Origin of the sequence: Thermosynechococcus sp. HN-54 (assembly GCF_023650955.1) — a bacterium.
Lineage (GTDB): Bacteria > Cyanobacteriota > Cyanobacteriia > Thermosynechococcales > Thermosynechococcaceae > Thermosynechococcus.
This window is the reverse complement of the sequence record NZ_CP098039.1, coordinates 1378103-1399643: the sequence shown is the minus strand read 5'-3', so window position 1 is coordinate 1399643 and position 21541 is coordinate 1378103. Positions and strand designations below refer to the sequence as shown.

The window sequence follows — 21541 nt, the reverse complement described above, 5'->3', positions numbered from 1 at the left end:
TTCATGAAGACAAGCAAATTCTGGCGGCTGTTTACTTTCTGCGTCTCTGGGATTCTCCTGATTGTGGGGATGGCTTCGGCCGTGGCGCAAATAGCTCAGTATCGCTTCAGTGCACTGAAGATTGAATTGTTGCCCCAAGTGCCTTTCGGGGTACTGGCGATCGCCAACACTGGCAGTGTGCCCCTTGACTTTAAGGTGCGGGTGCAGCACTGGCAACAGCGAGAAACTGGCGAGGATGAACTGCATCTCCTGCCCCCAAATAGCCTAGAGTTGGTTGCCTTTCCCAACCTCCTGCATCTACCCGTGGGTGGACGGGCTGAAATTCGCATTCGGCATCGCTTCCCTGCTCCTGAGGTGGAGCGGACATATCGCCTCCTAGTTGCAGAAATTCTTCCAGCCCCCCAAGGACCCAGCTCAGAAACGCGCTTAGTCACGGTGCATAGCCTACCCGTATTTATCAAACCAGCGGTCATTCGTCGGCAGGGGCAACTTCTCAATGCCCAAGTGCAGCAGGGCACACTCCAAATGACTCTCAGGAATCAGGGCAATGTGCATATCGAGGCGGATCAAATCAAAGTCAGAGGCTTGGCGCAGAATGGTCAACGGCTCTTTGAGGTGCGCCCGCAACGGGAATATGTTCTTGCAGGGGTGACGCGCCCTTTGATGCCCATGCCCTTGCCCCAAGACCAGTGTGCAGCAGTGCGAACCCTACAGATTGTGTTGGACGTTGTTGCCAATCCCCCCGCCACCCAAGTTGAGCAACCCACGGGGGTTTGCCGTTAGAGCCTTTGGTTAAGGGCAATAAAAAGACGCTGGCGATCGCTCTCTAGGGCTTGATCCAGTTCGGGCAAAAAGTAGTTGTCTGGCCACAACGGCGCAAACAAGGTCACCATCGGTAAGTTATCAATGGCAATGAAAAAGTCCGTGGGTTGAGGGCCATCAATGTGGCGGCTATTCACGCCAAAACCCGCACGCGTATAGGTAATCGCAACGGCAGGCGCCGCAGAACGCAACCAATCAAGGGGGGTTGGCTGCCCGGCCATGGAGCGCACCATCTGTTCCAGTTGCTCGGGGCTACCCGACCAAATGGAGGCCAAGAGGTCACGGCGGTTGTCGGGGTCATCCCATGCCTTGAGAAAGACTTGCAGCGTTGCGGGTGCCTTCAGTGTTGTCTCTTGGGGGTTGGCCAAGGGTTGTAGCCATGCAGCTAGAGGTTCAGCATCCGAGGGAAGTTCCCCTTGCCACCAACCTAGCAAGGTTGCGACTTGACGCACATAGGCTCCGGAGGGGCGATCGCTAGGAAGTTCCTGCGCCAGCTGACGATAGCGCTGCGTGACCGCCCTGAGAACCGGCTGATAGAAGGGCGCCAAGGGTGCCACCCGCCACGCCGGACTGGTGATGAAGATGGGATGGCGCAGCACCTCAAGGGTTAGGGCTTGGGTCGCGAGTTGCCGTTGATGCTCACCAATGAGGGCTAACCCCAGACCCAGAAAATTCCCCCGTTTCGCCGGTACCAGTTGAGCCGCTTTGGCAAAGGTAGGAATTGCTGCGCCAAAATTGCCCTCCTGCCAGTAAAGCCATGCCAAGTTGCTATAACCAAACTCGAGGTAGGGAGATAGCTCAATTCCTTTCTCAAACTCAACTGTTGCTGTACGCAAAAGGTTCGCCCGTGCAGCAGGGTTCTCTGTCATCATGCCCCGCTGGCCATAGTTCCACCCCAGTTGCAGCGGATAATAGGGTTCCCAAGGGGCAAGCTCCTGAGCATGGAAGAGCTTTTCACTAAATTGATTCCAGTCAGGGGGTCTTTCCAAAAGGGCTAGGAAGCCTTCGCTGCTACTCGCCCAAGCTCGATGAATCGGTGTTAGCCAAACTACCATTACGGTCATCACTCCCAGACCCAGACCCACCAGTGAAAGTGCCCAGCGTGCCCGCAACCGTTCCGGAGGGACTTGCCTTTGGCCTGTGCGAATGAGTGTCGTCAAGAGGGTGAGTTCAATCAGGAAGAGGCCACCAATGCCGACATTGTCCAGTTGAAAATCCGTGAGACTGAGCACCCCATAGCCCCAAAGGGCAAGGGAGAGGGCGATCGCCAGCCGTTGTTCCCGTTGTTCTAGGTTAAGCCACCAGCGGCGGTAGCGGATTGCCCAATACACCAGTAGCCCCACCCCCAAGAGCAATACCACAATGCCCCAAAGCCCAAGTTCGGCCCACAGTTGTACGGGGGTACTGTGGAGTTGATAGATCCACTCTGCTTCGCGGCCTGCCCAGCCCGGGCGATAGTGCTGATACCACAGGGGCACACTGCCCAAGCCATTGCCACTCAGAGGATGTGCTGCCCCCATCCGCCAACCGACCATACTGGTAATCCAGCGATAGGCTAGTTCACCTCCCTGTCCCCCCTGAAATAGGGCAGCTAAACTGCGTCGCAGGCGATTGTTAGCCAAAGCGACCACCACTAAGCCCGCCAAAGCCAAAAAGCCCCACCAAGAGCGACGCTGGCGGCGATAGTACCAAAGCCAACCCACACTAAGGGGAATCACCATTGCCAGTAAGCCGAGGCCGCCCCCCCGTGAAAATGTTGTATAGAGGGTGACTAGACCCAAGAGCAGCACAGCAATCCAAAACCGGCGCGATCGCCACCACGGTTCACTGGCTTCGGCCTCTATGGCCAAGAGTCCCACCAAGGGTAAAGCCAACAGGAGATACCCCGCCACATAGTTTTGGTGGCCAAAGGGTGCCCAGTTGCGGAGTTCTAGGGTATCTGGATTCAAATGGGGGGTGAATCCTTGAGGACTATTCAAAAGTGCGGGAGCGATCGTCGTGCCCAACCAGAGGCCTAAACTGACAAGGATTACGAGGGCAGTGAGATAGCCTTGACAGCGCACGATTTGCCAGCGGCGTTCTGGGGTGCGCAACCAAGCCCCTAGGGGATAAAGCACAGCGATCCCCCCCAAGAGTGCCCAGCCATACCAGCGAGCTTGATTGGGAAAAGTGCTGAACGTTCCGGAAATGGCCAATGCCAACAGGAGCAACAGCACCACGCCATCGAAGCCATTCCCCAAGGGCTGCACTCGCCGTTGATAGGCCAACACCTGCAAAAACCAAAGTAGAGGTACCCCCAGCGCTGCTTGCCACAGGAGAACCCAAGGCCACGCCACCATGAGACTATGACTGTCGGGTAGGAGCGTAAAAAAGGCATAGCCGGCTGCCGTCAACAACCCCAGCAGAATGCCCTCCTGTTTCGCTGCTTGTTCGCCCCAATCTTTTGTCGTCATCGGTGATGCTAAAAGGGGTTAAAGCCTCTCCAACCACTTCGATTCCGTTCGTCCAAACCAAGGGATCAAAGCATCCCTCGATCCGCGATGGCGCCTCCCGGTTGCCAAGGTGCCGGACTGCGCTCCCTCGCCATTTTTCTGATTCTAGCCTGTGAATTCTTAGGCAAAGGCTGCCACCACGCGATTCATGGCCTCAACCACATTTTCGCGGCTATTGAAGGCCGAGAGGCGCAGGTAGCCCTCACCCGCTGCCCCAAAACCTGCCCCCGGCGTCCCTACGACATAGCAGGTGTGTAGCAGTTTATCGAAAAAGTCCCAACTGCCAATCCCTTGGGGCGTTTTCAGCCAAACGTAGGGCGCATTGACGCCGCCATAGACCTCAAAGCCCGCTTGGGTGAGTTTTTCGCGAATGAGACGGGCATTTTCCATATAAAAGGCCACTAGCTCCCGTACTTGGGCTTGACCTGCCTCAGAATACACTGCCTCAGCACCCCGCTGCACAATGTAGGACACACCGTTGAACTTAGTGGATTGCCGCCGCTGCCACAGCGCCCAGAGTTCGACGGCCTCGCCACTGGGAGTTTGCCCCTTGAGACCCTTGGGCACTACGGTAAAGGCACAGCGCGTTCCCGTAAAGCCGGCATTTTTCGAGAAGGAACGGAATTCAATGGCGCACTCGCGGGCACCGGGCATTTCATAGATGGAGTGGGGAATGGTTGGATCCGTAATAAAGGCTTCGTAGGCGGCATCAAAGAAAATGATTGCTTTGTGGGCACGGGCGTAGTCCACCCACGCCTGCAAATGTTCCCGTGTAGCTACCGCACCGGTGGGATTGTTGGGGAAACAGAGGTAGATTAAATCTACTGGTTCGCTGGGCAGGGTGGCGGTGAAGTGGTTTTCAGCGGTAATCGGCAAATAGACCAGTCCAGCGTATTCCCCGCGTTCATTGGCTTCCCCCGTGTGCCCGGCCATGACATTGGTATCCACATAGACGGGATAGACAGGATCCGTAACTGCAATGCGGTTGCCGTCGCCAAAAATATCCAGAATATTGCCTGTGTCGCACTTAGAGCCGTCGGAAATAAAAATCTCACTGGCATCAATGTCACAGCCCCGCGCTTGGAAGTCATGAGCCGCAATTTTTTCCCGCAGCCAAGGATACCCCTGCTCAGGCCCATAGCCTTTGAAGGTGGCGCGATCGCCCATTTCTTCAACGGCTTGAATCATTGCTTGGCGACAGGCCGCCGGCAACGGTTCGGTAACATCACCAATTCCTAGGCGAATTAAGGGGGCATCGGGATGGGCTTGCAAAAATTGATTGACGCGGCGGGCAATTTCCGGAAAGAGATACCCAGCCTTCAGTTTGAGGTAGTTTGCGTTAACAAAGGCCATAGTGCGGTTGAGAGAGAACAAAACGTCAATATATCAGGATTCCAGAATCCCTTTGAGGCGAGATTGTGCTAATTCAAACGCCTCGGTCAATTTCTGGGGTTCAGAGCCACCAGCCTGAGCAAAGTTGGGACGACCACCCCCGCGCCCACCACAGACTTGGGCAAGCTCGGCCACCAGTTGACCGGCATGGACACCCCGCTGCACAACATCCGGACTGGCGGCGACTAAAAGGTTCACTTTGTCAGACGTAGGGTGAATAGCCAAGACAACGACACCACTGCCCAGTTTATTCAGCAGCCATTCGGCGGCAGTTTTCAGCCCTTGGGGATCCACCCCCACCAACGAGGCAATGAGAATGTGGGTATTGCCGACGGCTTCCGCCTGTTCCAAGAGGGCTTGGGTTTTGGCAAGAGCTAGTTCGGCTTTGAGGCGTTCCAGTTCCTTTTGCTGGGCTTTGAGATCTGCTTGGAGTTGGCTAATGCGATCGAGAACCTCTTCGGGTTTGGCTTTGAAGCGATCGCACAACTCACGGACAATGCTATCGCGCTGTTGCAGATACTCTCGCACCGCCGACCCAGCAATGGCTTCAATGCGGCGAATCCCAGCGGCCACGCCACTTTCACTCATGATCTTAAAGAGGCCAATTTCCGCTGTGTTATGGACATGGGTGCCGCCACAGAGTTCCATGGAGACGCCGGGAATATCGAGAACACGCACCTGCTCACTGTATTTTTCACCAAACATGGCGATCGCCCCCTTGGCCTTGGCTTCATTGAGCGCCATGATACTCGTGTGGGTGGCGTGGCTTTCACTAATCCACGTGTTGATTTGATCTTCAATCTGTTGCAGCTCTTCGCGCGTGAGGGAACGGGGGCAGTTAAAGTCAAACCGCAACCGATCAAAGGCCACCAGCGACCCCGCTTGGGAAATGTTCTCGTCAATTAGCTTTTTCAAGGCTGCTTGCAAGAGATGCGTTGCGGTGTGGTGCGCCTGTACCCGTCGCCGACAACTGAGATCAATTTGGGCGCTCACGCGATCGCCAACGCTGAGGCTGCCCCGCTCCACTTTGCCGTAGTGAACAAACACTTCCTTTTGCTTTTGCACATCGTGGATTTGTACTAGCGCATCACTGGTGGCGAGATACCCGCGATCGCCAATTTGGCCACCGGATTCAGCATAGAAGGGAGTTTCCTCAAGGATGACCTGTACTTCCGTCCCCGCCGTTGCTGTAGTTACCGGATGACCCGCCACCAAAATCGCTGTTACTGTCGTGGTCAAACTAAACTCGTCATAGCCACGAAACTGCGTAGGGTGCAGTTGATCCGCTAGGGAGTCAATCCCCTCCTGAACGGTAATATCAATGGTTTCGTGGGCTGCTTGGGAACGTTGCCGCTGCTCGGCCATACAGGCTTCAAACTCAGCCACATCCACACTGATTCCCTGCTCGGCGGCAATCTCTTGGGTCAACTCCAAGGGGAAGCCATAGGTATCAAAAAGAACGAAGGCATCGCGCCCTGCCAGTTGTGGTTTACTGCGTTTTTTGCCCTTAGCCGTCTTCAGAGGAGCCAGCATCTCCGCCAAGAGCTTCTCACCCCGATCCAAAGTCTTGAGAAACTGTTCCTCCTCCCGTTGCAGTTCGCTGAGAATCACTGCCTGCCGCTCGCGCACATTGGGATAGACAGTCGCCGCTAAATCAATCGCCACTTGGGCAAGCTCAGGGGTGACCACTTCATTGATGCCGAGTAGCCGACTATGGCGCACAATCCGCCGAATCAACCGCCGCAGGACATAGCCGCGACCCACATTACTGGCAGTGACGCCATCCGCAACCAAATGAACCACCGCACGGGTGTGATCGCCAATCACCTTGAGGGAGGTTTTGGTACTGGCATTGGCTTTGCGGTATTGAATCCCGGCTCGCTGCGCTGCTGCCTCAATAATCGGGAAAATTAAATCCGTTTCGTAGTTGTTGGGCACCCCTTGGAGAATCTGGGCCATCCGCTCCAAGCCCATACCGGTATCAATGTTTTTCGCCTTGAGGGGCGTGCGGCGCCCTTGATCGTCTTGGTTCAACTCCATGAACACTAAGTTGTAGAGTTCGATGAACCGGCGATCGTCATCGAGATCAACGTCAGCTAGCCCCTTTTCCGGATAGAAGTCGTAGTAAATCTCAGAACAAGGGCCACAGGGACCCGTCGGCCCAGCCGTCCAAAAGTTGCTCTCCTCTCCCATGCGCTGGATGCGCTCCTTGGGCAAGCCCACTTGGCGATGCCAGATCTCGTAGGCCTCATCATCATTCTCAAAGACACTCACCAACAGACGCTCCGGGGGCAAACCATAGACCGTGGTCATCAGTTCCCATGCCCAAGCAATCGCCTCTGCCTTGAAGTAGTCACCAAAGCTGAAGTTGCCCAGCATTTCAAAAAAGGTGTGGTGGCGAGCAGTACGACCCACATTTTCAATGTCATTGGTGCGCAGACATTTCTGGGCGGTGGTAGCACGAGGGACTTTTGGCGCTTCTTGACCGAGGAAAATAGGTTTGAAGGGGAGCATGCCGGCGATCGTCAGCAGCACCGTCGGATCCTCTGGAATCAGCGAGGCACTGGGCAAAATCGTGTGTCCCTTAGCGGCATAGAACTCAAGGAATTTTTGGCGAATTTGATCACCTGTGAGAGCAGTTATCGCTGATGGTGACGAGGTCATTGGAGCAAAGTCTCAACGGAGCGCAACAAACAGCAAAGATACTATTTCATCATACTGGATTGGCCTCTTCAAACGAGACGCCCCATCAGGACGGAAAAAAACACTCTAAGACTACCAAGGGCTACCAATCAGGGTAAATCCTGCCCAAAAATAGGGATGGGAAAGTTGATGCCCGCCACTACCTTGGACTGCTTGGGGCAAAGGAATTGAAAGCTGTCCTCGCACGCTACCGCTACGCAGGTGGTTCCCTTCAATTACAATCTGCTGGTGGATCATGGCAAGCTGAGCCTGTCGCAATGCTTCTGCTTTAATTGGGGCAGTTGCTAACTGGCTATAAAACGCCGTCATCAGTGCCAGTGTTCCCTCATCACTCACATACCACAGACTAGCCACAGAACTCTTCGCCCCCGCTTGTAGCGACAGTCCAGCAAACCCCAGTTCTGCATTCGCGTCTCCTACTGCTGTTCGACAGGCACTTAGCGTCATTAATTCTGTGGGTGGCTGGAATAAACGCAACTGCCGTAATTGAGTTATTGAAAGCTGCCTATCCCAAAATTGAATGTAGGAATTGTGTGGTTTACCCGGATTAAATTCACCATGGGTGGCCAGATGGAGAATGGGGTATAGACTGCGGCGACGCTGGGTTTCTAGGTTCGAGACTGTGAAGGTGTCATTGAGAAACATCTTCCCGCGGCCGACCAGTTGAGTAATGGTTTGTAGCTCTACAGGAACGGCTGGCAAGGGATTTTGATTTGGGAACTCAGATGCCCCCATTGCCAATATTGAGGCATTTTGTAAGGGTTGATAGCGGGTATCAACCAAATTGATACTAGGGATGAGACCCAAACTGTAGCGTTCCACCAGAAACTGCCTATTACGGTCTAGGGAACTATCATTGACTGCCGAGGCCACAACATTTGACCCTGTGTGCAAAGCAGCTATCGGCAGACCCCGTAGCCCCTGATCAAGGGCAAAAACTAGCGTGTTAATGCCGCGCTCTTGTAGTTCTGTATCAACACCGCCTATGATCCATTGGTAAAGTTGTTGAGCAAAGGATAAGTAGGAATCGCTGTTTGTTTTCGTTGGATCTCGCACCTCACGATTAAAGGCAGCAATGACACGGCGCACCGCTTCTTGGGGCACTCGAACGGGTTGGTAAATGGGTTCGCCTTCCGGTGTGATGATAAATATATCTAGTTGTTCAGGTCGCCAAAAGACATAGGTCAGGGCAGGTTTTTGACCTGTTTCTTTGGCTATGCGTGCCAGTAACTCTTTAATTTGATCAATATCCAGAATCTGTAATCCTGTTTGGCCGGGAGTGCTCAAAAATTCACTAAAGTACTCACTAAACTCAAAGGAATAAAGCTGCTGAAGCAGTTTGATGGCACTGTTGTAGTCTCCTTGATCAAAAGCGGCACCGATTTGCTGACGGATGATCTCAACGCCCGGAAAATATATGACTTGAGCTGTATTCTCTGGCAGTTTAGTGCCTTTTGCCTCCTCGCCGAATAAAATCTGGCCGAGATTCTCTTGAAGTTGAGGTTGTGAAGGCGGTGGTGTGGGCGGTTCTACGGGAGGCGGGGGCGGAGTCGGAGGTGCAGGGGGTTGCGTTGGAGGGGTGGGCGGTGCTTGAGAAACCCGATAGAGAAAACCAGAACCAGAGAATAGAGCAGGCTGAGGATAGATGGTATTGAATTGCTCTGAACCCGTGAGGCCACCGTTGATATTCAGGTTGAGGTCAGTAGAATAAACTAGCCAGCGACCATTGGGTGTGCTGAAGACACTAGAGCCATAATTGTTAATAAAGTTATTTTCCGCAGTAAGAATAATGGCATCCCCAGCGCCAAAGGCAGAAATTGGCGCATTGAGAACAATATCACTTGTTAGTGTTTGTAGGAAAATGCTGCGCCCTGTAATACCCGTTGGATTGACATTGCCAACAGTGAGGGTACCGTTATTGACAAATTGAAGATCGCTAGAACTGTTCAACTGAGCCGCAAGTATGCCCACTTGGTTATTTGGGTTGGTCAGAATTGCACTGCCATTTCGTAGGGTCAAGCCCAAGCTACCAGCTCGAATCGGTGCACTTTGTGTTAAGTTACCACTGCCTAGGTTGAGAATTAAAGTATTGCCATTGGTGTTGATGCCAGTAGTGAGACCATTGACACCGTTGCTAAAGCTACTAATGGTCAGGTTGCCTTGGTTGTTGAGATTTACATTGCCAGTAACATTCCCTGAGAGCGCCTGAAACTGGTTGTTGGAATTACTTAGTATGACAATGCCCTGTCCAAGCAGTTGAAGAGTTGCTGCTGAAATGGCGTGACTGCCCTGAGCAACCCCGCCACCGCTAATAAGCGTGAGATTGCGACCATTGAGGTCAGTTGTTCCAGAGCCATTGAACTGAATACCTAGGGAACTTACGCCGGGTGTTTGTAGGGCAAGATTGTAGTTGAGGCTAAAGGGGCGAACATCAAGGAGACCAGTACCACTAGGGTGACCAATGGTCACTAAAGAAAATCCACCTGTGATTTGATTGAGGAGAAACTGATCAACGATTAAGTTACCTGCTGCACCATCACCAACACCAACAGGAGTGTTGGCATCAATGGGTCGAAAAACAAGGCGGCCTGACCCTGTGCTATCTATATCTAGCAAAGAGGTGGAGTCACCAAAAAGCTCAATGCCCCCTTGGGCTGCCAGTGTCAGCACACCATTATGGACAGCAACGGTGAGGAGGTCAGAAATTTCCATGACTAGACCCGAACTACCATTCGTGCCGCGACCTTCAATGAGGATATTCCCATTCCCAGCCGTTCTCACCTGAGCAGGGTAGTCTGTGTCAGTTGCTGCCCTAAAAAGAAGACCAGCAGCGGATTGCCCCCCTGTGCCTCTAAGGATGATATCGCCGCTTTGACTGGTAATGCTTGTGAAGCTACTCAGAATACCTTCTTGGTTGTAGGCAAAGCCCGTACCACCAGTACCTGTAAGGGTAATATTCCCAGTCGTGGTTTGAATTCCCGACTCTTCAAGACTGATGCCAACGTTAGAAAATACTTCAAGGCCGTTGCCACCGGTACCCGTTAAGGTAAGATTGCCAGCCTCGGCGCTGATTGAGGAATTCTGAATTGAAATACCGTCAATGGCGCTGTAAACGCTGGAGCCACCCGTTCCTAAAATGGTGATCTCTCCAGAACCTGAGGTGAGAATTGAACTCTCACTCATGAACACCCCTAGTTGGCCATCGGTTGCTGCACCGCGACCATGAATCCTAATGTTACCGCCCTCTGCATTGAGGGTAGAGTTGTTGATATTGACACCGGGAGTGTTTACACCAATCGCTGGACTTGTAAAGGGATTAGAGCCACCGCCCAAGATAATATTGCCGCCATTGGAAATGAGTGCAGCTGAGTCTAATCTAATTGCTCCTGCACCGCTGTTATCGGCATCTGCATGGAAAATGAGATTCAGTCGGCCTGCCTCAGATCTAATGTCATAGGAAACAAGAATGTCATTTGCGGCTTGGAATGTTAGGGAGGCATCGCCACCAGTTGTCTTTGTGATGGGAGCAAAAACAGAAATGTTGCCAGCTTGTGTACCGGTCTCACCTGTGGTAATTGTCACGCTAGTGCCGAGGTTAAGAGCAGCTTCAATGGCGGTATTTTCAACAAAAGCGTCATCAGTGGTGGGAGTAAAGACATCGGGATTACCCCCAGAAAAACTCCCACCATTCGTAGGGGTGGTAGAAATGATGACATTTCGTGGATCAAGGAGCCATATACCGGGCTGGCCATTAACTGTACTGGCATCAACTGTTCCCTGAACACTGAGCAGTTCTCGTCCAGAAGTCTCAACAAAGCCACCATTGCCGCTAAGTTGCCCCCCCCGTGCAGTGATGGTGCCGGCAAATTGGGTGCTGTTGTCTGCCCAGACAATGACGGTGCCGCCATTTCCCTGATTCAGGGCATCTGCTGCAATCACACTGCCACTGCTGATAAAGAGGTTCTGGGCATTGAAACTACTATCTAGCCGATTGGTGCCTGTTGTTCCCCCTCGGTAATCGCCCCCCAAGAGAATCGTGCCACCCCCCAGTGAACCGGAGGCAGTTAAGTTGGCATTGATGAGGGCGATATTTTGACCGCTGATCGTGATTTGGCCGCCGATACCTGTGGGATTACCCACAGAAAGGTTGCCACTGATAACTGCGGTAGGTGTCGTGAGGGGGATTTTGCTGGGATCATGGACAAGGCGAATCGTGCCGTCGGAATTTCGAATGACGCTGTTGACCGGTTGTGAACTCTGTCCTGTCAGTAAGCTGGGTAAGTCCACGGCAGCGATCGCCCCATGGGGTGGCAGTCGATCCTGAGGAATTTCAAGGCTAAGGAGCATTCCCGCTTGGGAGACCCGCACCATTCCTGTTTCAGGTACGGCTGCAATTTGGATATGGCCTGCGGGGGCTGAAAGCGTACCCGTATTGATCACTTGGTGCGCCATGAGGCTCAGGGTTTGACCGCTGCGGACTCTCAGCTCACCTTCATTAATGATCAGCCCTTTACTCAGGAATTCAAAGCCAGTGGGGTGACCATTGAGGGATGGATAGAGGTTCTGGCCGTTAACATCAAAAACACCACCTTCAAAAAGTACCCGTTGAGCTGTGGAAGCGTGGAATGCCGCCGGGAGATTCAAGCGAGCATTGGGGCCAAAAACAATTCCTGCGGGGTTGAGCAGATAAAGATTGCTGTTGCCACCCGTGATTTGAATCAAACCATTGATATAGCTAGCGTTACCACCATTGACACCCGCGAGAATGTTGCGAATTTGCGGGTTAGAGAGAAAGTTGGCAATTTGGCCGTTACCAACATTGAAGTCTCGAAAGAGGTGAAAAAGATTTTGACCATTCCCCGATAGCTGACCCCCATCAATATCAATTTGTTGGCCATTTTGGATGACGGTGGTTCCAGTTCCATGAGTTGCTGGTGTGATTTGGCTGTAAACGTTGCCACTCAACAGCCCCCAACAGACCAAGGTGATGGAAAATAGCCACTGCTGTAGGGGTTTCATAGCACCAGCCTCTAGAAGGATTGATTGAGCCTTGCCACTGGCAACTCTTGTGGGGGGAGTCCAGAGGCTGTTATGGAAGTAGGTTGTAACCATTATAGATACGCTGGTCAAACTTCCAAAATGCTAGGCGGTGCTATTCTTGATCCCCGGCGATCGCGAGATCAGCAGCTGATGCTCCTAGAAGTTATAGCCTTGACACAGAGATTACAAGTTGGCATTCCACGGACTACAGAAGGCGTTGCTCAGGAAATTTTGGCGCCTCTAGGGGCAATTTTGGCTGGGCTGATGTTGTGTTGTTGTCTTTAGTGAATCCAGCTTAGGGAACAAACACACCCGGCAAAAAGGTTTCAAGGTAAAGATGAATCAATTGGCGGCCAAAGAGACCACTGACAATAGCCGCCACGGCCAAAAAAGGGCCAAAGGGAATTGGCTGCCGCCGCTGAATCCAACCGAGGGCAATCCCCAGTCCACCCATCAGGCCACCGAGGGCACAGGCCAAGAAAAAGGTCACGAGCAATCCCTGCCAACCTAACCAAGCCCCGATCATCGCTGCTAATTTGCTATCCCCTCCCCCCATGACCTCCTGACCAAGGGCGATCGCCCCCCCCCAGCGGATCAGATCAAAAAGCCAAATGCCAATCACCGCGGCAATGATGCCCTCGGTGAGTCCGCCTAGACCCGTCGTTAACCCTCTCACGAGCAAGCCGAGAATCAACCCCCACTTTGTCAGGGGATGGGGCAGCGTCATTGTGTCTAGATCAATCAAGGCCAACGCCAAGAGCCATGCACTCAATAGCCACAGTGCAAGGGTTTCCCCCTGCCAACCACTCACGGCAAAGATGAGGACATACAGCAGCCCCGTCAACAGTTCAATGGCGGGATAGCGCCAAGAAATCGGTGCATGGCAGTAGCGACATTGCCCCCGCAGCAGCAGCCAGCCGAAAATCGGGATATTGTCCCAAGGGCGTAGAGTTGTTAAGCACAGCGGACAACGGGATGGCGGAAACAGGAGCGATCGCCCGCTTGGTACACGGTAGATCACGACATTGAGAAAACTCCCGACCGCCGCTCCTAAGCCAAAGACAAGGCAGTAGCTAGTAAAGGTCAAAAAGGTCAGTGCAGTTATAGGCGTGTTACTTCTGGCAAATGATCATAAGGAATAAAGGATTCTTGGGGTAGCAGCACAGGCTGGCTCGTAAACAGCACATAGCCCCGCAGGGTTTGCCGATTGACAACGACACCCGCAGGCACCGTTTTGACCCCATGAACCTGCTGGTAGAGATTATAGATGGATTGAGCAGCAGCTAATAGGGGAGTATCAACGGTTTCCATGGTTGGCAAGACTGGCATGTGCCCCACTCCTCGGCAATCGAACAATCAGAAAAGGTCATGTTTAGTGTTGAGCCAATCATCAGTTCTGAACAAGCGCCCCACCTATGCAAAAGCAGACCTGAAATCCAAGACTGTTTCCTCAGCCAAGCGATAGCATAGGAGTAGAAAAGAAGCCCCAGATGTTTTCTTGTGGCATGACCGCAGGAGGCAAGCTACTGAAGAATTGGTCTCCTCGATTCTTCTAAAGACAGCTTGCGATCGCGAGTTTAGCCATTTCTAAGTACGGTTCCAATACGATGTTCCTTGTTCCCTCACACTCCTGCCGCCTAGCCATGAACTCGCAGCCGTCTTCCTTGACCAGCCCTATTCATCACCACAGGAGACAGGACAGGCTCCTACATCGATGGGACAGAGGATTAGGTTCATGACATGAGTAGGAGGATATCACGGGTTCAGCCTATGACAATGAGGGCAGGATTGTGGATGAAATGGAGCGACTTCGAGCAAAACAGGCTCTCAGAGAAAGTGAATATCGCTGGCGTGCTGTTTTTGAAAACGCTCAGATAGGAATTGTTATCACCAGTCCTGCCAACCACTATCGCCTCACCTATTGCAACCCCTTTTTTTGTCAATTCATTGGTTACACTGCTGCTGAACTGGCAAGCCTCACTGCCCACGATCTGACGTTTGCTGAAGATTGGCCTGAGGAGGCTGCCCTGATCGAACAATGTCAACAAGGACGGCGCAATACCTATCGCATTGTCAAACGTTACCGCCACAAAAACGGCCAAATAGTCTGGGGAAATTTAACCCTCTCTTGTGTGCGCACTGCCAAGGGCGACCCCCAGCTCCTCATTGCCCTCATTGAAGACATTACCCCCCAACGGCAACTCCAATTGGCTCTTGAGCGCGAGCACAACCGCTACGAGCAGTTAGTGAACAATTGCCCTGTCATCATTTTGACCCTCAATCGCGACAAAACGCTTTTAACCAGTAATTGGGTTGGCTTGAAGACGCTAGCCGCGGCTCAAGTGGTTCCCGGTATGCCATTTTCGGCACTGCTCCATCCCCAAGAATCAGTGACTCGGGTGGAAGCACTGATTGACCGCGTCTTGGCGGGAGAAACCATTAACGACGAGGAAATTCTGCTGCGTTGCCGCACCGATGCCCCCTGTGATATGCTGAGCCACCTTTTTCCCCTACTGGATGGGGAGGAAGCAATTGTTGGCTGTGTGGTTGTCTGTACCGATATCAGCGATCGCAAGCGTGCCCTTGCTGAACTGAATGAGCGCGAGGCTCTATATCGCAGTGTTTTCGAGTCCGTGGCCGATGGTCTAGTCATCTATGACACTGAAAACCTACAGATCGTTGAGGTCAACGATGCCATCTGTGACATCTATGGTTACAGTCGCAGTGAATGCCTTGAACTTCGAGCTGAGGATTTTCTGCACCCCGACTACCGCGATCAATTTCAGGAATTTCTAGACACGATTCGGCATCAGCACACTTGGCACAGTGTCAGCAAGCATCGCTGTAGGGATGGCCAGATCATTGATGTAGATATCTTTGCCAGACGGTTGCGCTACAAAGGCAAAGATCAAGTCCTCTGCGTCATCCGCGATATTACTCAAATCAAGCGTTTTGAAGAGACTCAAGTGGCGATCGCCAAAGAACTCAGCCGACGGGAAGCCCTCTTTCGCAATCTCATCCATGATTTGGACGTGGGGGTGATGTTAATCTCTGCTGACCTCCGAGTGCAGGTTATTAATCCCCGCGGCTGTGAGTTACTGGGGGTCAACGCGCAAGAGATGATGGGTCAAAAACCGACTGAGATGGCTTGGGATGCCCTGAATGACGCCGGCAAGCCAATGCCGCCAGCAGCCTTTCCCCTGATGATTGCCATTGCTCAAAAGCGGCGGGTACAAGGAGTAATGGGCATTCTCAATCAACAAACCCAACAGCGGCTCTGGCTGCAAGTGACTGCTGATCCAGAAGTAACGGCAACGGGGAGCATTGAGCAGGTAATTCTCACCTTTAGCGACATTAGCGATCGCAAACGTTATGAGTCCTACCTCCAAGATCAAGCCACTCGCCAGCGCGACCTCAATTACCTCATTCAGGGAATTCGCGAGGCCGCTAACTTAGATCAGGTATTTGCCCAAGCCGTGCAGCAGGGATGTCGAATCCTGCGGGTGGATCGCGCAGTGGTTGTCAAGTACGAACAAGAACAGCGGTACTGGATTCCCCTAGTAGAGTCTTTCAACACAACACCTCTGGTACCGAGTGTGGGACTGACAATTCCCGACACACATAACCCGATTGCACCAACCTTACACCAAGGCAAGATGGCTGAGATACCTCCTTTGCATGAGCTGCCTCCTCATGATGAGATTAACCGTTCAATTGCTAGGGTGCTGGGTGGCGGCTGGTTGATTGCTCCCATTCGCATCAGTCAGGGGACTTGGGGTGCCTTTTCCTGCCAGCGCCTCCACAATTCCACGGGATGGACTGCTGAGGAAAAACAACTGATTCTCTCCCTCACAGATCAACTGGCCATTACCATTCAGCAGACGACCTTGTATGACTCTCTCCAGTTGGCCAATGCCGAACTCTCGCGCCTTGCCACCATTGATGGCCTCACTCAAATTGCCAATCGGCGCTATTTTGACCAGTATTTGCAGCAGCAGTGGCAGTTAGCGCAGCGAGAAGGAACTCCCATTTCCCTAATTCTCTGTGATGTGGATTTCTTTAAGAACTTCAATGACCACTGGAGGCACCAAGCGGGGGATGATTGCCTTGTAGCGATCGCCCAAGTTTTAACCCAAGCGGCGCGCCGCCCTGGCGATCTGGCTGCTCGTTATGGGGGTGAGGAATTTGCCCTCATCTTGCCAAACACGGATCTGGTCGGCAGTATTTGTGTCACTGAGCGAATTCGACGGCTCCTGCATTCCCTGAAGATTCCCCATCCAGCTTCATCAGTGAGCGATCGTGTCACCCTCAGTATAGGCATTGCCAGTTTGCAGCCCCAAGTAGGGCAACCAGTGAACAACTTCCTTAGCCTTGCCGATCAGCAGCTCTATCTCGCCAAGCAGGGAGGGCGCGATCGCTATTGCTATGCTTAAGTTCGGGTTTCCCAAGGATTCGTTCGTAGGCCTTTAGCAGATAGTGGGGCTTGAGAGTCGTCAGTTGGTAGCCAATCAGAATTAGCAGCACAGAAACGAGAATGATGGGTAACGCCAACGGAAGAAAAAATATGTGTCTTGGATCATGGCGAACCATCTGTCGCAACCGTTGACCAAAAATCCTGAACTTGCCCCGCCAACCCTGATGATCTTGCCCCCTTAGCCGTTGAGAGAGCTTGCCTAACAGGCGCTGCTGCCAATAGTAATCGTGGCCAATGAGCAAAAATCGCCAGTAAAAGTGGGAGAGGCCATTGGGGGGAGCGTGACTCGCACGGGCTTGGGGTTGGCACCAAATACACTCCCCTTGTTGCAGCAGTGTGTAGGCATGAATGACACAGTTGCCACGGTAGAGGGGTAATTCAGTGGGAATTGGATGATCTAGCAAAAACTGACGGCGAAAAGCCACATTATTCAAAAAGTAGCCCGCCGCAGGTTCCATTCGTTGTCCCCCACTGTACTGCGGAAAAATGTAAGTCAGTGCCATGGCTGTGCGGTAAATACCAGCCCCGCGGATGGCCGTTTCCCCAGCCACCACTCGAATCTGTTCATCGGCTGTAAAGCTCGTCACCATCCTGCGCAACCAACTGCGCTCATAGCAACAGTCCGAATCACAATACACAATCACCTCACCTGTTGCTTTCTTCGCTGCCCACATCTTCACCTCGTAATAGCTCAGCTCCTTAGGCACGGCACAAAACGTCAGCCAAGGGTAGGCATCGGCCAGTTGCGCAAGATACGCTTGGGGAGCATCCCCTGTTTCCAAGAGCAGGACTTCATTGGCAACAGTGGGGGGTAAATCTTGACTAGCAAGGGACTGGAGGGCACGGTGAAGTCCAGCCATATCTGCATTCGCCAAGTTCTCAGTTTCCAAGATGATGGAGAAGGTTGGCAGAAGTGGCGTGGAGGACATAGACATCTTGCAGAGGTAGCCGTTCTGTGGGTACAAAACCCAGTGTTATTCTCCCAAAAGCCATAAATGGGCAACCAAGACTGTAAAGAATTGCAACATGCGAAGTTCTAGAGGAAGGGGTAGGGAATTGCCTATAATACTTTGAGCACGCCAATGCTTGAGGGAGTTGACGTTGACCACGACCGTTTTTCAAACCACAAAGTCCCAAGAAATTTTTGCCGCTGCCCAAAAACTCATGCCCGGTGGCGTCAGTTCGCCCGTGCGTGCCTTCAAGTCCGTCGGCGGCCAACCCATTGTGTTTGATCACGTCAAAGGGGCGCACATTTGGGATGTGGACGGCAACCAATACATTGACTACGTGGGGTCTTGGGGACCCGCGATCGTCGGCCATGCCCATCCCGAAGTCATTGAAGCCCTCCATGCTGCCCTCGAAAAAGGAACCAGCTTTGGTGCTCCTTGCGTCCTTGAGAACATCTTGGCGGAAATGGTGATTGCCGCTGTCCCCAGCGTCGAAATGGTGCGCTTTGTCAATTCTGGGACAGAGGCCTGTATGGCAGTGCTGCGGTTGATGCGTGCCTATACCCAGCGGGAAAAAGTGATCAAGTTTGAAGGCTGCTACCACGGCCATGCCGATATGTTCCTCGTCAAGGCGGGTTCAGGAGTGGCCACATTGGGATTGCCCGATTCCCCCGGCGTGCCGAAAGCCACCACCGCCGCCACCTTAACCGCCCCCTACAACGATCTGGAAGCGGTCAGTCGTCTCTTTGAACAGTATCCCGATGAGATTGCCGGCGTCATCCTCGAACCCGTCGTCGGCAATGCCGGTTTTATTCCCCCGGATGCTGGTTTTCTTGAAGGGTTGCGGGAACTCACCCAGCAATACGGTGCCCTCTTGGTCTTTGATGAAGTGATGACCGGCTTTCGCATTGCCTATGGCGGTGCTCAGGAAAAATTTGGCGTCACTCCCGATTTGACCACCTTGGGTAAAGTGATTGGTGGTGGTTTACCAGTGGGAGCCTATGGCGGTCGCGCTGACATTATGAAACTGGTGGCACCCGCAGGGCCTGTATATCAAGCGGGCACCCTCTCCGGTAATCCCTTGGCGATGACAGCGGGCATCAAAACCTTGGAAATTCTGAGTCGCCCCGGCAGCTACGAACAACTGGATCGAATCACAGGCAAGCTGGTACAGGGACTGTTAGACGCCGCACGGGAGTTTGGCCACGAGGTTTGTGGTGGTCACATCAGCGGTATGTTTGGTCTCTTTTTCACCGCAGGGCCAGTGACCAACTACGAGCAGGCCAAGCAGTCGGATTTGAAAAAGTTTGCGGCCTTTCATCGAGGCATGCTAGAGCAGGGAATTTACCTTGCGCCATCCCAGTTTGAAGCGGGCTTTACCTCCCTTGCCCATACGGAGGCCGATATTGAGCGCACCATTGCGGCAGCGCGGACAGTGCTGAGTCAGCTTTGAGCTTTTACGGTTGCAGCAAGGAGCACCACATCCATTAAGTCTGCAAGGTTGAGGCAGGGAAAGACCACCACATCTCCCAATTGATGAATGGCTCTGCTGCTATCTTCGGCCAAGGTAATCATGGGGAGTTTTCGCAGTTTGGGATGATTTTCCAGATGGGCGACCTCGTCAGCGGGTAAATCCCAAATCAGAACATCGGGCTGCCAAATCTCTACCAAGAGTTCGGCCTGTTCGAGGTCTTCTGCTTCAAGGAGCCGCAGTTGGGGCAGGCTAATTTCATGGAGTAGGCCGAGGCGGAGTACCGTTTGATTGAGGAGGGGACGCTCAAAGGTCGATTCTTCCCTTGGAGCAGTCAGTCGTGGAAAACACCAGCGATCGAGGACATCAATCAGCAGGCTGGGATGACTACTCAAGGGCAGCCGTTGCACAAAACCGGTCAAGCCCAAGGGAGTGGCTTCATCGGAGAGGATGATCAATGGGACAGTCGCACTGAAGGGGCTGGTGGCCAGACTCTCAACCACGTCAGCCAAAATCAGACTACTGGCAGGGCGGACGACAATGGCCGTGGGTTGCAATTGCTCCAGCTTATCTAGGGCTTCAAGGGGATGGCGAGCGACCATATAGCCGTAGTGACTGCGTCGCAATGCGGAAGTCGTGTCCATGATCCACGTGGCATCATTACTGACCAAAAGGATCAATTGAGCCGTAGTGGGTAATTCAGGGGGAAGTTCCTCAGCAAAGGGCAGCAGTACTGTCCATTCACTAGAGCTGTCAGCTTGGGCAATAAAGGAAAGCTCACCATTGTGGAGACGACAGAGTTGGCGGGCAAGCATCAGCCCCATGGTTACTTCGGCGTAGTCCTCGAGGCATTCGTGCAGCAGGCGATCGTGATCCTTAAGGGGAATGCCATGTCCCTCTTCCCACAGTTGCAGCGCCAGCCAATTTTGCCAGCGACTCAAGCGCAATCCGTAGCGATCGCTGGGAAAGAGCATCAGCCACCCCAAGAGATGGGCAAGAATCTGCCGTAGCCGCAGAGCATCGCCGTAGAGGTACACATGGCTCAAGGGCTGATCAATTTGCCATTGCCACTGCCAACCTGGCGGGGTCAGATTGTAGAGATGCTCCGCCAATTCCTGCGATCGCAACCATAAACCCGCCAATTCTACAGTTTCCCATTGCAATTCCAACTCTCGCCAGAGGGCACGGGTATAGTCCTGCCACGCTTGAATCAGGCGATTCATTTGCCAACCGCTACGTTGGATGAGGGCAAGGTAGTCCTGTTGCTCTGGTAGGGGGTGCTGCCACAGCAGTTGGGTGAGGCCGAGAATCGCCGTCAGGGGATTTTTGAGTTCATGCCCTAAGCTCAGGAGAAGGCGCTTTTGCTGATGGAGGCGCAGTTGGTACAAGTGGGTGGGAGTTGTAGGCTTGGTTTCTTGTTGCTGTTGGGCAAAAAATAACCAATAGCGATCGCTGGCCACTGCCACATTTCCCTCTTCTCTCTCCCGATCAAAGGGGGTTAAATTCAAGGGCAAGGAACACACCTGCCATGGCGATCGCCCCTCTAGCGCCTGACAATTCATCCCCTCAAACTGGGGCTGCACCAAGGGCAAAAAGTCCGTGAGGTGTTCTGACCACGCCCGATTTTGCCAAACGACACTCCCTTGGGCATTTTGAATTTGTAGGGGCAAGGGCAATTGTTCGATCACCTCTAGCCAAGGCATGGGAGGTTGGGACGCCCAGTGATGAAGCAGCTGCCGCTGATCCAACAGTCCCACAAAGCCGCCCTCCGCATCCACGAGCGCAATATAGGTCGGCAATTCCGGTTGGCCACGTAACCATACCTGAAACTGCAATAACGTCCACCCTGCCGGTACCACCACCACGGGCGATCGCCAAGAAGCCGCTACCGTTCCCACAGGCAGCTCCGCCAATGTCCCCTCCTGGGTCAAACTCAGGGCCAACCGCCAGCCCTGCACCACCCCTAGAGGTTTTTGCCGTTCATCCACAATGACGATGACCTCTGCAAAGGTGTCTTGCCACCGCTGGTACACCTTGCCTAGAGAGAGGCTTGCCCCCACTGTGATTGCAGGTTCAGTCAAAGCGGCTAGGGAGAGGGCATCCATGGGGTATTCCTAAAGTTGTAATGAAATGGCAACACACCTTCAGAAAACACTGCCACCACCAGCGTGAAAGTGATAGGATGCTATCAGATGCAAAC

Annotated in this window: 11 protein-coding genes; 3 read left to right on the top strand and 8 right to left on the bottom strand. The window is 53.0% G+C overall.

All coding sequences use genetic code 11. The annotated features are described in order from the left end of the window. Positions 1-3: 3 nt before the first annotated feature. Positions 4-783: a hypothetical protein gene (locus NBE99_RS06745; RefSeq protein ID WP_250681348.1), complete on the top strand. Its 780-nt coding sequence runs from the start codon at positions 4-6 to the stop codon at positions 781-783. On the opposite strand, the gene NBE99_RS06740 is transcribed toward NBE99_RS06745, so the two are convergent. From NBE99_RS06740 to NBE99_RS06715, 6 genes are all read right to left on the bottom strand, one after another. Further along, complete coding sequence (locus NBE99_RS06740) at positions 780-3275, bottom strand: O-antigen ligase family protein (protein ID WP_250681347.1); 2496 nt, start codon at positions 3273-3275, stop codon at positions 780-782. The two genes, NBE99_RS06745 and NBE99_RS06740, sit on opposite strands and share 4 nt — an antisense overlap. A gap of 159 nt (positions 3276-3434) precedes the next feature. Next, on the bottom strand, positions 3435-4667 hold the full coding sequence (locus NBE99_RS06735; protein WP_250681346.1) for an LL-diaminopimelate aminotransferase: 1233 nt from the start codon (positions 4665-4667) through the stop codon (positions 3435-3437). Positions 4668-4700: 33 nt separating this feature from the next. Next, on the bottom strand, positions 4701-7370 hold the full coding sequence (gene alaS, locus NBE99_RS06730) for an alanine--tRNA ligase (protein ID WP_250681345.1): 2670 nt from the start codon (positions 7368-7370) through the stop codon (positions 4701-4703). A 111-nt stretch (positions 7371-7481) separates the two neighbouring features. Further along, positions 7482-12428, bottom strand: a complete 4947-nt coding sequence (locus tag NBE99_RS06725) for a CHAT domain-containing protein (RefSeq protein ID WP_250681344.1) — start codon at positions 12426-12428, stop codon at positions 7482-7484. 316 nt (positions 12429-12744) lie between these two features. Continuing rightward, positions 12745-13545 (bottom strand): prepilin peptidase, encoded by an 801-nt coding sequence (locus NBE99_RS06720; RefSeq protein WP_399371056.1) that lies wholly within the window; start codon positions 13543-13545, stop codon positions 12745-12747. Between the two features lie 5 nt (positions 13546-13550). Continuing rightward, positions 13551-13778, bottom strand: a complete 228-nt coding sequence (locus NBE99_RS06715; RefSeq protein WP_250681342.1) for a hypothetical protein — start codon at positions 13776-13778, stop codon at positions 13551-13553. Between the two features lie 470 nt (positions 13779-14248). Between NBE99_RS06715 and NBE99_RS06710 the strand changes: the two genes are divergently transcribed. Continuing rightward, positions 14249-16882: a PAS domain S-box protein gene (locus NBE99_RS06710; RefSeq protein ID WP_250681341.1), complete on the top strand. Its 2634-nt coding sequence runs from the start codon at positions 14249-14251 to the stop codon at positions 16880-16882. On the opposite strand, the gene NBE99_RS06705 is transcribed toward NBE99_RS06710, so the two are convergent. Then, positions 16815-17852 (bottom strand): glycosyltransferase family 2 protein, encoded by a 1038-nt coding sequence (locus tag NBE99_RS06705; RefSeq protein ID WP_250681340.1) that lies wholly within the window; start codon positions 17850-17852, stop codon positions 16815-16817. The two genes, NBE99_RS06710 and NBE99_RS06705, sit on opposite strands and share 68 nt — an antisense overlap. Before the next feature lie 235 nt (positions 17853-18087). On the opposite strand from NBE99_RS06705, the gene hemL reads away from it, so the two are divergent. After that, the gene (hemL, locus tag NBE99_RS06700) at positions 18088-19323 is read left to right on the top strand and encodes a glutamate-1-semialdehyde 2,1-aminomutase (RefSeq protein ID WP_315897319.1); all 1236 of its coding nucleotides are present in this window, start codon (positions 18088-18090) and stop codon (positions 19321-19323) included. Here hemL and NBE99_RS06695 read toward each other — a convergent pair. After that, the gene (locus NBE99_RS06695) at positions 19314-21446 is read right to left on the bottom strand and encodes a histidine kinase dimerization/phospho-acceptor domain-containing protein (RefSeq protein ID WP_250681338.1); all 2133 of its coding nucleotides are present in this window, start codon (positions 21444-21446) and stop codon (positions 19314-19316) included. The two genes, hemL and NBE99_RS06695, sit on opposite strands and share 10 nt — an antisense overlap. Positions 21447-21541 lie beyond the last annotated feature (95 nt).